The organism is Corynebacterium sp., from assembly GCF_022712275.1.
Classification (GTDB): domain Bacteria; phylum Actinomycetota; class Actinomycetes; order Mycobacteriales; family Mycobacteriaceae; genus Corynebacterium.
The window spans coordinates 1-12,954 of the sequence record NZ_JALAGU010000055.1 but is presented as its reverse complement, the minus strand read 5'-3'; the positions used below and the strand labels follow the sequence as shown (position 1 = coordinate 12,954).

Genomic DNA, 12,954 nt, shown 5'->3' with positions numbered 1-12,954 from the left:
CGACTCCGGGGCCTTGCCGGATCTGGACGGGAACTCGACGCGGTGACGTCAGATCTTGCGCAGGACGGCGACGACCCGACCGAGGATCTGGGCTTCGTCACCCCGGATCGGCTCGAACAGGGGGTTGTGGGGGAGAAGCCACACTGTGCCGTCGCTGGGGTGGAACTCCTTGACGGTGGCCTCGCCGTCGATCATCGCGGCGACGAACTCACCGAGCTCGGCGGTCTGCTGGGAGCGTACGACCACCCAGTCTCCGTTGAGGATGCCGGCATCCTGCATGGACTCGCCGACAACCTGGAGAAGGAAGAGCTCGCCGCCGCCGACGAGCTCCTGGGGCAGCGGGAAATGGCTTTCGACGTGCTGCTCGGCGAGGATCGGGCTGCCGGCTGCGATCTGACCGACAACCGGGACGAAGGACGGCTCCGGCATCCCCTTGGGCAGCACGGACGCCGGCTTCGGACCGGGCTTCGAGCTCGAGTCCGTCGGGTCGAGGCCACGGATGTCCACGGCGCGGGGCTTGTTGCCTTCGCGGCGCAGATAGCCTTTCCGCTCAAGCTCCTTGAGGTGGTACGAGACCGACGAGGTGGAGTTCAGGCCGACTGCATCGCAGATCTCGCGGATGCTCGGCGGGTACCCGCGGAACTGGATGCCGTCCTTGATGACGTCGAGGATCCGACGCTGTCGTTCGGAGAGCTTCTCCCGCCCCTTGCCGTCGGCCGCGTCCGTGCCCTTGGCGGTCACCGATCCCTTGGGACGGCCGCGACGGACCTCTCCGCCTGTGGCGTCGTCCGGCTGTGTGGTCTGTGCCATCGTTCTTCCGCTCCCTGCCTTGTCCGGCTTGTTCTCTCTCGACCATACATGAAAGTCGGCGGTTTCCCTACCAACATGTTCGAAAACTTCGGCAGGTTCCTGGACTGTGTCGAACATCCGTGCTATCTTCGCGATTGAACGAGAGATTTCGAACGTACGGACGATGTTCGATAAGGAACCGGGATCCGCTGTCCGGCTCGGATGCTGAACTGTCGTCCGTGTCCGGGAGACAGGATTCCCGGGCCTCAACGTCGAGAGGAGCACACACCATGTCCACACCAGTGATCACCACCTGCCCCGACCGGGACCGCGCTTTCCGGGAGCCGGTCCGCCGACCTGACTGGTCCACCGTTGCCGCCGCTGGTAGTTCGAACACTGCCGGCGCCGGAGCAGTCCTCCGTCCCTCCGCACGGACCGTGGAGTCCCGGGAAAGGACCGCCCGCGGTCCGGAACGGGCGTTCGAGGGACGCGGCTGGTGGTGGCGGACCCGCCGGCGCACGATCATGGTGCTCCAGTCTCCGGGCGTCGTGTTGTTGGGCGGTCTGAGCTGCCTGCTGATGATCGGGCTGAGCCCACTGCTCACCGATCCCGGTCAGGTGGAGCAGGAGTCGGTCCCCGCACTGGTCGGACCGGCGACCGCGGGGGATCTGACGGAGTCGGTTCCAGGTACCGCGAAGTCGGGGCAGTAGTACTGCGGGACTACGATGGGCGGCATCCGAATCCCGGTATGCCCCAGGAGAATCCATCATGCTCTGCCCTTCGTGTCGGTCCGAACAGTCCAGGGTCCTTGACTCACGCACCGTGGAATCCGGTTCGGCGATCCGCCGTCGCAGGGAATGCAGCAACTGCGGTACCCGCTTCACCACACTGGAGCGGTCCATTCTCCTGGTCACCAAGCGCAATGGTGTGACCGAGGAGTTCAGTCGCGACAAGGTCATCCGCGGTGTCAGCCGGGCTTGTCAGGGACTCGAGGTCCCGGATGACGCGCTCAAGGTCCTCGCACACGAGGTTGAGCAGTCGATCCGCGCAACCCACGGATCACAGGTGGACGCCAACGACATCGGCCTCGCGATCCTCGAACCTCTGCGCAATCTCCACGAGGTCGCCTATCTCCGGTTCGCCTCGGTCTACAAGTCATTCCGCAGCGCCGAGGACTTCGAGAACGAGATCCGGCTGCTCCGCGAAGCGGGGCAGGCCGGTCAGCAGACCACGGAGGATGTCGTCAGCTGATCTTCCGGAGGGCCTTGTGTACCCGTTGCACACTGGCCGTCCGGGTGGTGCCCAGGTTCTGGGCGAACAGTGCGACGCGCAGCTCCTCGATGAGCCACTCCACGTCCTTGACCTGCGGGGAGGCGGCGCGGCTCTTCGGCAATCTGTCGCGGGTCGCCTGCACTGCATCGAGGCATTCCCGGATCTGGTCGGCGAGATCTGCCTCGCGGTCCGGATCCTGCTCCATCATCGTCAGTCGTGCCTGCATCGCCGCGACATAGCGGGGTACATGGCGCAGGTGTGCCGCACCGTTCCGGGTGATCCGGTGGGGACCCAGGTAGAACTTCAGCTGATCACGCATCTCGGTGATTGACTCGCCGTCCCAGTTCTCCAGTTCGGCGGACATGTCGGCCACCGCAAGGGCGGCAGGCGCCACAGCCACGACGGTCTGGCGGACCATTCCCGGCCCGCGGTCCCGGGCCGCGGCGACAGCTTCGGCGCACCGGTCGGGATCCCGGATGACCGGACCGAACTCGCCCAGCAGTTCCCTGCAGGCCAGCACCCGGCAGTCCTTGACGAGAGCATCCGGTCCACCGTAGGGGTAGTTCTCCACGGCCACCCGCTGCCGCAGCGGCAGACCTTTGATCATCTGCCTGGGCTGTACCCGGCAGGCGTCGAGCATGAGATGCAGGACCGCGGTGAACTGGGCCCCGGCGGCCGCCGCCTGGGACGGGTAGGCGCGGAGTGCTACACCGGAATCATCGATCACCAGAGCAGGGTAGGCGGTCACCGGCTGTCCGTCGACCACGGATTCCACGGTCTCCGGGATCACACCGATCCCTTCGACGCTCCACTCGGTGTCACGGGCGAGGATGCCGACGTCACCGCCGGAGGGGCCGTTGCCCTCCGCCTGTCGGCCCGCCTCTCCCTTCTGTCCCTGTCGACGACGCTTCCCGCGGTGGTTCGCGGCATCCGACGGGGCGGGGGAGCCGTCCTTGCCGGAGGACTGCCGCGCGGCGACGGTGGCGATGGACCGGGTGATCTCGCCGGCGAGTTCCTGCCGAAGCGCCGCAAGATCACGCGACCGGGCGACGACCTTGCCCCGTCGGTCCACGGCGGCGAAAGCCATCCGCAGGTGATCGGGGATTCTCGACCAGTCGAAGTCGGTTCCGCTGATCCCGGTGCCCCCGAGACTGCGCAGGGCGTCCGCCAGGGCGTCATCGAGCGCTCCGTCGTAGGGGGTCATCCTGGCCAGTGCAGCCCGGGCGAATTCGCCGGCGGGAACCACACTGGTGCGCAGGTGCTTCGGGAGAGTCCGGATCAGGGCGACGCACAGTTCCTCGCGCATACCGGCGACGAGCCAGCGCGTGTCGGTGTCGTCCAGTCCGGCGAGCAGCGGCAGCGGCACCCGCATGGTGATGCCGTCGGCCGGATCTCCGGGGCGGAAAACGTACTCCAACTCGTACTCGACCGACCCCTGACGCCAGATGTCAGGGAATTCCCGCGCCTGGGCGGCCTGGCTGTCCGAGCTGATGAGAGCATCCTCGGTGAAGTCCAGCAGGTCCGGGGAGCCGTGACGGGCCTTCTTCCACCACGAGTCGAAGTGGCGGGCGGAGACGACCTGGGAGGGGATCCTGGCGTCGTAGAAGTCGTAGAGGGTGTCGTCGTCGACGACGATGTCACGGCGGCGGGCCTTCTCCTCGAGCTGGGTGGCGTTCTCCAGCAGCTCGCGGTTGTGGGAGAAGAACTTGTGGCGGGTGTGCCAGTCACCCTCGACGAGTGCGGAGCGGATGAAGGTCTCCCGCGCCGCCGTCGGATCGACCTTCGACAGTGGTACCGTACGGTCCGCGACAATCGGCAGTCCCAGCATCAGCGCCTTCTCGTGGATCATCGCCGCACCACGCTTCGACGACCAGTGCGGCTCCGCGTAGGTGTACTTCACCATGTGCGGGGCGACCTCCTCGACCCACTCCGGGGTCAGCGGGGCGACCGCCCGGGCGAAGACCTGCGAGGTCTCCACCAGTTCGGCAGCCATCACCCACTGCGGCGGCTTCTTCGACAGGTGCGAGGAGGGGTGGATGACGAAGTGGGTGCCGCGGGTACCGAGGAACTGGCGGGAATTCCCCTCGCGCAGTCCTGTGTTGGTCAGCAGTCCGGACAGCAGCGCCTTGTGCACGTCGTCTTCGGCCAGCGCCGTGGCACCACCCTTGTCGAGCTCGAAGGTGAGGTTGCGGACGTGCCGGATGTTCGGGACCTTCCAGTGCAGGTCCTGGATCACGGTGAGCAACTGGCGCACCAGGTCGATCCATTCACGGACGCGCACGTAGTGGATGAACTCGCGCTTGCACAGCCGCCGGAACTGGTTGCCCGACAGCGCCTGACGGTTCTCCTGCAGGTGGTTCCACAGCTTGAGCAGGGACATGAAGTCGGAGTCCGCCTTGTAGCGGGCGTGCGCCTGATCGGCCTGCGCCTGCTTCTCCATGGGACGCTCGCGGACGTCCTGGATGCTCAGTGCGGCGACGATCACCGCGATCTGTTCGAGGACGCTACGTTCATGGGCGGCGACGAGCATACGTGCCAGTCGCGGATCGGTGGGGATCCGGGCCATGTCCCGTCCGGTGTCCGTCAGCGGTCGGGCGGTCGAGGTGGCAGAGGTCCCGTCATTGCCCGGGGCGAAGGCGCCCAGTTCCTGGAGCAACTGGATACCGTCACGGACGGACTTCTTGTCCGGTGGCTGGAGGAAGGGGAACTCGGAGATGTCTCCGAGGCCCAGTGAGGCCATGGAGAGGATGACGCTCGACAGGTGGGTACGCAGGATCTCCGGGTCGGTGAACTCGGGGCGGGCCTCGAAGTTCTGCTCGGAGTACAGGCGGACGGCGATGCCGTCGGAGGTGCGGCCGCACCGTCCCGACCGCTGGCGGGCGGAGGCCTGGCTGATCTCCTCGACAGGCAGCCGTTGGACCTTGGTCCGGTGGGAGTAGCGGGAGATGCGCGCGTAGCCGGTGTCCACGACGTACTTGATGCCCGGCACGGTCAGGGAGGTCTCGGCGATATTGGTCGCCAGGATGATGCGTCGCCTCGGGCCGGTGGAGAATACCCGGTGCTGCTCGGCCGAGGACAGGCGTCCGAACAGAGGGAGGATGTCGACACCGCCGCGTAGCTTCGCGTCGGAGAGGGCGTCTGCGGCGTCCCGGATCTCACGCTCACCGGAGAAGAAGCAGAGGATGTCGCCGGGCCCCTGGGCCGACAATTCCCGGACCGCGTCCACCAGGCCGTCGAGCGGATCGGTCTCGACCTCTTTCCCGCCGTCGCCGTTGTCGTCGGCACCGACGACCTGCACCAGCGGGCGGTAGCGGATCTCGACGGGGTAGGTGCGGCCGGAGACCTCGATGACGGGTGCAGGGTTGCCGTCGGCATCGGCGAAGTGTTTCGCGAACGATTCCGGGTCGATCGTCGCCGAGGTCACGATGATCTTGAGATCGGGACGCTTCGGCATGATCTCGCGGAGGTAGCCGAGCAGGAAGTCGATGTTGAGACTGCGCTCGTGGGCCTCGTCGATGATGATCGTGTCGTAGGCGCGCAGCAGTCGGTCATGCTGGATCTCGGCGAGCAGGATGCCGTCAGTCATCAGTTTGACGGCGGTCGAGTCGGAGACCGTGTCATCGAAACGGATCTTGTAGCCGACGCGTCCCGCCGGCTCGCCGACCTTCTCGCCGAGTTCGTCGGCGATGCGGTCGGCGACGGAACGGGCGGCGATGCGACGGGGCTGGGTATGTCCGATGCGACCCCGGGTGCCCCGGCCCAGGGCCAGGCACATCTTGGGAAGCTGGGTCGTCTTGCCGGAGCCGGTCTCGCCGGCGACGATGACGACCTGGTTGTCGCGGATCGCCTCCATGATCTCGTCACGGCGGGCGGAGACGGGCAGTCCCTCGGGGAAGTGGAGGTTCCGGTCGAGGTTCTGACGCAGCGGCCCCTTCGTCCGTGAACGCCCCTGCCCGGCAGGACGCCGCTTCCGGCGTCTCGCGGAGCCCTGTCGTGCCTGCTGTGTCGGCTTTCTGTCCTCGGAATCCACCCGGCGATTCTACCACCGGGCCCCATATGCGGAACGCCGGGCACCGTTCCCCCGGATCGGGGGAACGGTGCCCGGCGTTGCTCCCGCACGAGGTGCGGGGGACCGGTGTAACCGGTGGGTCTAGCTGGCGTCCGCGATCTGCAGCGCCTGGGCGACGCCCGAGACGGTGGCGGCGATCTTGACGGCCTCGAAGACCTGCTCCTTGGTCAGACCCTCTTCGCGCACGGTCTTCTCGTGGGCGATGGTGCAGTGTTCACAACCGTTGATGGTGGAGACGGCGAGGGAGAAGAGCTCGAAGTCGACCTTCTCGATACCCGGCTTGGAGATGACGTTCATGCGCAGACCCATGCGGACCTGGGCGTAGTCGTCGCCGAGCCAGCCGCGGGCGCGGTAGGCCACGTTGTTCATCGCCATGATGGACGCGGCGGCGAGAGCGGCGTTGTAGGCCTCGTCCGAGAGGTGGGACTTGGCCTCCTCGGAGATCTCGGAGATGATCTGGTCGTTGCGGGTGGCGGCGGCAGTGGCGACGAAAGTGCCCCACAGCTGCTGCTCGGAGAGCTCGGTGGACCGGGCTAGGGTTCCCAGGTTCAGCTTGAGGTCCTTGGCGTACTCGGGCAGGCCACCCTTGAGGTTGTCGATCGACATTACTTGAGCGCCTCCTGCACGACATCCATCTTGTTGATGTTCTTGGTCGGGTCGTTGGCCTGCCAGTTGCAGGCGCAGACCTCTTCGGACTGCAGTGCGTCGAGGACACGGAGGACCTCGTCGACGTTGCGGCCGACGGCATCCGGGGTGACGGAAACGAACTGGATCACGTTGTCCGGGTCGACGATGTAGGTGGCGCGGTCGGCGACACCGGCGGCGTTCTCGACACCGAGGGCCCGGATCAGGTCGTGGCGGACGTCAGCGAACATCGGGAACGGAACGGTCTTCAGCTCCGGGTGGGTGGCGCGCCAGTTGAAGTGGGCGAACTCGTTGTCGGTGGAGCCGCCGAGGATCTGGGTGTCGCGATCCTGGAAGTCCTCGTCGAGCTTGCCGAAGGCGGCGATCTCGGTCGGGCAGACGAAGGTGAAGTCCTTCGGGTAGAAGAACACGACCTTCCACTTGCCCTGGTACTTGTCGAGGGTCACGTTCTCGAAGTAGTCCTCCGGGGACTGGGCGTTGGCCTCGTGCAGGTCGCCACCCTTGAGGGCGGTGAGATCGAACTCGGGGAACTGGTCACCGACGGTGAGAATGGACACGGTGTTTGCCTCCTAAGGCGAAAGACGCTTGATCTTGAACCACTTCTGATTATGTCACGATGATGACTGAAGTGCAAAGGCAAAGACGATAGGCAGGACGGCTTACGATAGGTCTAAGCTTATATGTTCGCTCAGATAGGGTGTTGAGTGGCCTGGAGAGTACCTTTATAGGTATGGCCAATAGAGAGTATCGTCCGACGGTCTCCCAGCTGCGCACCTTCGTGACCATCGCAGAAAACGGACACTTCGGCACGGCGGCACACCGACTCGGCATTTCCCAGCCCTCCCTCTCCCAGGCGCTCGCCGCGCTCGAGCAGGGACTGGGCGTCCAGCTCATCGAACGGTCCACCAGACGGGTGATCGTCACCCCCGTCGGCACCGCCCTGCTGCCCTACGCCCAGGCCACTCTCGACAGTCTCGACGCCTTCGTCTCCCACGCCCGGGGCGTCAAGGGAGGGCTCGCCGGCCCGATGAATCTCGGCATGATCCCGACCATCGCCCCCTTCCTGCTCCCTGATCTGCTGCGCCGGCTGCCGTCGGTCGCCCCTGACCTGCGGCCGCAGATCGTCGAGGAGAAGACCGACGACCTCATGGACTCGCTGAAGCACGGTGGGCTCGATGCCGCCGTCATCGCCGGCGAAGCTGCCGCGACCGGGACCGAGAGCCTCCATGTCTACGACGAGGAGTTCGTGCTGGTGATGCCGTCCGGGCACCCCCTGGCAGGACGCAGTGACCTCACCGTGTCCGATCTCGATGATCTCGACCTGCTCCTGCTCGATGACGGGCACTGCCTGCGTGACCAGGTCCTCGACCTGTGCCGGTCCACGACCGTCGGACGGGACGCGGCCCAGGCCGTCACCCGCGCCGCGAGTCTGACCACCATCGTCCAGTGCGTCATCGGTGGACTGGGCTGCACCCTCGTCCCGATCAGCGCGGTCGCGGCCGAATGCGACCACCCGGACCTGGAACTGGCCACCTTCTCCGGCGGAGCCGGAACCGCGGGACGTTCGGTGTACCTGTGCTACCGGTCGAGCTCCGGACGCGCCGAAGATTTCGAGGCCGTATCCGCGACTCTGGCGACGTCGTACGCCGGCGCAGTCGTCGCCGGGCGCGACGTCCTCGACAGGTCACTCAACCGCGGATGATCCGCAGGCTGCGCAGCCGCACCTCGCCGGCCTCATCGGTGGCGGACAGATCCACGACGCCCTCGAACGCCCAGCCGTGGTCACCCTCGGGATCGTCGATGATCTGACGGACGGTCCAGGTTCCGGCGTCCTCGGTGATGAGGACCAGGTCTCCGGACCGTGCGGCGGTGTCGGTGCCGACATCGTCGTACTCGTCGAAGTAAGCGTCCATCTCCGACGGCCAGTCCGGCGGGTTGTCCAGGTAGGAGTCGAGGTCGGCGAGCTGGTTCTCCCGCTCGAAGGCGAAGAGTTCCACATGGCGGAAGAGGTGGTTGCGCACCATCCGCCGCAGCGCCCGCGGATTGGAAGAGAGCAGGGTAGCCTCCCCGACGCCGAAGGCGTGTTCGGCGACCTGCTCGGCGGTGACCGGTGCATCGGGGTCGGACATCGCCGCCCACTCGTCGACGAGGGAGGAGTCCACCTGCCGGATGAGCTCACCGAGCCAGACGAGGATGTCCTCCAGTTCCTCGGTCCGGTGCTCCGGGGGGACACTGTGGCTCAGCGTCCGCCAGGCGTCCGTGAGGTAGCGCAGCACCACGCCCTCGGCGCGGGCCAGTGAGTAGGTCGAGACCAGGTCGGAGAAGGTCATCGCCTTCTCGATCATCTCGCGGACCACCGACTTCGGCGACAGTCGGAAGTCCTTCGCCCACGGGTTGGTCTCGCAGAAGATCCCGTAGGCCTGCTCGAGCTCGTCGTGCAGCGGCATGTCCCAGGAGATCTCCTCGACCAGGGCCATCCGTTCGGTGTACTCGACACCTTCGGCCTTGAGCGCGGCGATCTCCTCACCCCGACGTGCACGCTGCTGGGCGGTGAGGATCTGGCCCGGATCATCCAGGATCGCCTCGAAGGTGCTGATGACATCCAGGGTGTAGGTGGAGGACTCCGGGTCCAGCAGATCCAGTGCAGCCAGGGCGAACGGGGACAGTGGCTGGTTCAGCGCGAAGTCGCGCTGCAGCTCACGGGTCAGTCGGGCGTCCTTCCCGGAGGGGGTGTCCGCCGCGACCTCCTCGACGATGCCGGCGCGCAGCAGGCCGCGGTAGAGGTCGAGGGTGGTGAGGATCTCCTGGTTCTGCTTCGTACGTGTGTCGTGGTTGCCACGCAGCAGCGCCTTCAGTGCGGCGTAGGTCCACTGGTCGCGGGCGACGACGTTGATGAGCATCGCATTGCTCATCCGGAACTGGCTGACGAGTTCCTCGGGTTCCGCGGTGGTCAGCCGGTCGAAGGTGGACTCCGACCAGGTGGCCCGACCCTCCGGCGCGTGCTTCTTGCGCATCTTCTTCAGCTTCTTCGGGTCTGAGCCCGCCTTCTGCCGCAGCCGGTAGTTCTCGATCTCGTGGTCGGGGGCCTCCACGATGACCGTGCCTTCGGTGTCGTAGCCCGCGCGCCCGGCGCGGCCGGCGATCTGGTGGAACTCGCGGGACTTCAGCACGCGGTGCCTGATCCCGTCGTACTTCGCCAGCCCGGTGAGCACCACGGTGCGGATCGGCACGTTGATACCCACTCCGAGGGTGTCCGTTCCGCAGATCACGGTGAGAAGACCCTGCTGGGCAAGCTTCTCGACCAGTCGCCGGTACTTCGGCAGCATGCCCGCATGGTGGACGCCGATACCCTTGCGTAGCAGCCCGGAGAGGGTCTTTCCAAAGGCGGAGGAGAAGCGGAACGTGCCGATAGCCTCGGCGATGGCGGCCTTGCGCTCGGCGGTCCGGGCCTTGTCTCCCAACAGGTTGATGCTGGTCAGTGCCTGGGCGCGCTCGGCGGCCTCACGCTGGGAGAAGTGCACCAGATAGACCGGGGCCCTGCCGTGGTCCAGCAGCTCCTCCACTGTCTCGTGGACCGGGGTGTAGACGTAGTGGAAGTCCAGCGGCACCGGGCGGGTGGTTCCGGTGACCGTGGTACTGGTGCGTCCGGTGCGCTGCTCGAGGTCTTTCTCCAGCCAGGTGGTGTCGCCCAGCGTCGCACTCATGAGCAGGAACTGGGCCTGGTGCAGTTCCAGCAACGGGACCTGCCACGCCCACCCCCGGTCCGGCTCGGAGTAGTAGTGGAACTCGTCCATGACGACCTGGTCGATCTCGGCGTCCGACCCGTCGCGCAGCGCGATATTCGCGACGATCTCCGCTGTCGCGCAGATGATCGGGGCACGGCCGTTGACGGTCGCGTCACCGGTCATCATTCCGACCTTCTCCGGGCCGAAGATCTCGCACAGAGCGAAGAACTTCTCGCTGACCAGTGCCTTGATCGGTGCGGTGTAGAAGGTGCGCTTCCCGTGTGCCAGGGCGATGAAGTGGGCGGCCGTGGCGACGAGCGACTTCCCGGACCCGGTGGGGGTGGCGAGGATGACGTTGTCCCCGGCGGCCAGCGCTGTCGCGGCCTCCTCCTGCGCCGGGTACGGGGTGATACCGCGCTCCCGGGCCCAGGCCAGGAAAGACTCGAGGACCGCATCATCCAGCAGGGACTCCGGAACCTCGGCCAGGTCGGGCAGCTGATCGGCGAGCGTGGGCTGGACGGGGGAGTCAGGGTGCGCGGATTTCACGCCCTCTACCGTACCGTCAGCCGCCCACCGGCCAGGTCAGGCGTCCCCGTCGCCGTCCTCGGGGTCGTCCCCGTGATCCCCGGTGCTGCCGGAGGAACCGGTCCCGGCGTCCTCTCCGTCGCTGTCGCCGGACATGCCGGCGAGGAAACGTTCGAACTCCGCGCCCAGTTCCTCGCCGGAGGGCACGTTCTCACCCGGGGCCAGCAGACTGTTCTCCCGGCGACGACGTATCCGCGCCATCTCCTCGTCGTACTGCCGTTCCAGTGCGGCGACCACTGTGCCGATCTCACCGGACTCCTCGACCTGTTCTGCGAGCTGTTTGCGGACCTTCTCCATGTCCGCCCGCAGGGCACGCAGCGGAAGTTCGAGGTCACCGACCTGCTCCACGGCGTGCAGCAGACCGTAGGTTGCCTCCGGGTAGTCCGACGCCGCGATGTAGTGGGGGACGTGTGCGGTCAGCCCGACGGTGTCCACTCCTGCCTTCGACAGTGAGATCTCGGTCCGCAGTGCCGCGGATCCGGGGATGATCATCCGGGACTCCCACCGCTGCAGGTCAGCGACCAGGGTCGGGTCCGAGGCGTGGGCGGAGACCACCAGCGGGCGGGTGTGCGGGACGGTCATCGGCGCGGCATACAGGGTCATCGACCGGTCCACCCCGAGGCTCTTCGACAGTTCCGTGACGGCCCGGCTGAAGGCGTTCCACCGCAGATCCGGCTCCGGGCCTTCGAGGAGCAGGAAAGGATGGCCGGCGGAATCCTCCAGCCGGTGCAGGGTCAGTGCGAGCTCTTCGCTGCCGATGAGGCGACTGCGGTCGATGGTCACGCCGGGGCGTCGCGACCGGTAGTCGATGAGGGCATCGACGTCGAAGGTTGCCACGGGCCGGTGTTCCAGCGCCTGCAGCAGGTGCTGGGCGGCCTGATTGACGCCCTGACCTGCGTCAGCGTATCCCTGGAGTGCGATGACCAGCGGCACTCCACCGATCCCGTCGCCGACACCGGGAGCGGGGTACTCGAGTTCATACATGCGGTCATTCTCGGACATTGTCCGCTGCTCCTTCCACTCCGACAGCCTGACGGTCCACCCAGAGTACCAATGTTGTCCACAACCCCCGAGTTATCCACAGGCTCCTGCGGAAACGCGGTCGGAGCGGACAGTGGAACTTTCGCGGTAGGGGATGATCACCCCATGACGTACACATCTGACAACAGGAACCCCGCCCCACCTATTCCCTCCGGTGCTCCGCCGGGACGGGCCAACGTCGATCTGGGTGACGACACCGCCGCCCTCATCGCCGCCGTCCCCGCGATGCTCGGCTTCCGTCCGGAGAACTCGATGGTCTTCCTGGGGCTCAGCCGCCCCGCCGACGGTCCGGCCACTCCGCCGGGGATCCGTCCGACATCTTCGGAGGTGGGACCGGTGGTGCGCGCCGACCTGGTCGAGGGAGCGGTGACCGGTGCGGCGAAAGCCCTGATCCGGGCCAACCGTAACCGTGTGGACCGGTCGGTGATCATCCTGGTCGTGGGCGGGGACGCGGGGCCTCTGGTCGATACGGCGGTCAGGCTGTTCCGGTCGGCGGGCACTCCGCCGGCTGCGGCGTACCTGGCCACGGACCTGTGCAAGGGGGCGTCCTGGTGGAAGATCCCGCTCGACGGGTCGGTGCAGAGCTCCCTGGATCCTCACTGGCCGATCGGAGCTCTGCCGGATCCGGCGTCGAGTCCCGCTGCCGGGCACGCTGCAGGACAGGATCCGGGCACACTCCCGGACCAGGCTGCGTTCGACCGGCTGCTGGATGAGGTGCCGGTACCGGAGCACCTCCGGGGGCTGCTCCCGGACTGCTGGACGTGCCGGAACCACGGAGAGGTCGGGGAGGTCGGGGACGACGGTGGAGACAGGGGAGACGGGGGAGCC

Annotated in this window: 10 protein-coding genes; 4 read left to right on the top strand and 6 right to left on the bottom strand. The window is 66.8% G+C overall.

The window, feature by feature from the left end; genetic code table 11:
• Positions 1–48 precede the first annotated feature (48 nt).
• Positions 49–810, bottom strand: coding sequence for a transcriptional repressor LexA (gene lexA / locus Q0A27_RS14600; protein WP_291476549.1), 762 nt, complete (start codon positions 808–810; stop codon positions 49–51).
• 269 nt (positions 811–1,079) lie between these two features.
• Here lexA and Q0A27_RS14595 point away from each other — a divergent pair, with 269 nt between their 5' ends.
• Complete coding sequence (locus Q0A27_RS14595) at positions 1,080–1,499, top strand: hypothetical protein (protein ID WP_291476547.1); 420 nt, start codon at positions 1,080–1,082, stop codon at positions 1,497–1,499.
• 58 nt (positions 1,500–1,557) lie between these two features.
• Positions 1,558–2,040, top strand: a complete 483-nt coding sequence (nrdR, locus tag Q0A27_RS14590) for a transcriptional regulator NrdR (RefSeq protein WP_291476546.1) — start codon at positions 1,558–1,560, stop codon at positions 2,038–2,040.
• On the opposite strand, the gene hrpA is transcribed toward nrdR, so the two are convergent.
• The 3 genes from hrpA to Q0A27_RS14575 form a co-directional block, all read right to left on the bottom strand.
• Positions 2,033–6,091 (bottom strand): ATP-dependent RNA helicase HrpA, encoded by a 4,059-nt coding sequence (hrpA, locus tag Q0A27_RS14585; RefSeq protein WP_291476544.1) that lies wholly within the window; start codon positions 6,089–6,091, stop codon positions 2,033–2,035. The genes nrdR and hrpA overlap by 8 nt on opposite strands.
• 120 nt (positions 6,092–6,211) lie before the next feature.
• Positions 6,212–6,736 (bottom strand): carboxymuconolactone decarboxylase family protein, encoded by a 525-nt coding sequence (locus Q0A27_RS14580; RefSeq protein WP_291476542.1) that lies wholly within the window; start codon positions 6,734–6,736, stop codon positions 6,212–6,214.
• Positions 6,736–7,332, bottom strand: coding sequence for a peroxiredoxin (locus Q0A27_RS14575; protein WP_291476540.1), 597 nt, complete (start codon positions 7,330–7,332; stop codon positions 6,736–6,738). The genes Q0A27_RS14580 and Q0A27_RS14575 overlap by 1 nt, the downstream gene beginning before the upstream one ends.
• Positions 7,333–7,505: 173 nt before the next feature.
• Between Q0A27_RS14575 and Q0A27_RS14570 the strand changes: the two genes are divergently transcribed.
• A complete protein-coding gene (locus Q0A27_RS14570) occupies positions 7,506–8,477 on the top strand; it encodes a LysR family transcriptional regulator (RefSeq protein WP_291476538.1) in 972 nt (323 codons plus the stop codon).
• On the opposite strand, the gene Q0A27_RS14565 is transcribed toward Q0A27_RS14570, so the two are convergent.
• Together Q0A27_RS14565 and Q0A27_RS14560 are read right to left on the bottom strand one after the other, a co-directional pair.
• Positions 8,464–11,046, bottom strand: coding sequence for an RNA helicase (locus tag Q0A27_RS14565; protein ID WP_291476536.1), 2,583 nt, complete (start codon positions 11,044–11,046; stop codon positions 8,464–8,466). The two genes, Q0A27_RS14570 and Q0A27_RS14565, sit on opposite strands and share 14 nt — an antisense overlap.
• Positions 11,047–11,082: 36 nt before the next feature.
• Entirely contained in the window at positions 11,083–12,087 is a 1,005-nt protein-coding gene (locus Q0A27_RS14560) for a PAC2 family protein (RefSeq protein WP_291476535.1), read from the bottom strand.
• A gap of 144 nt (positions 12,088–12,231) precedes the next feature.
• On the opposite strand from Q0A27_RS14560, the gene Q0A27_RS14555 reads away from it, so the two are divergent.
• Positions 12,232–12,954: DUF4192 family protein (locus Q0A27_RS14555; RefSeq protein ID WP_291476534.1), on the top strand; the 723-nt coding region annotated here is incomplete at its 3' end.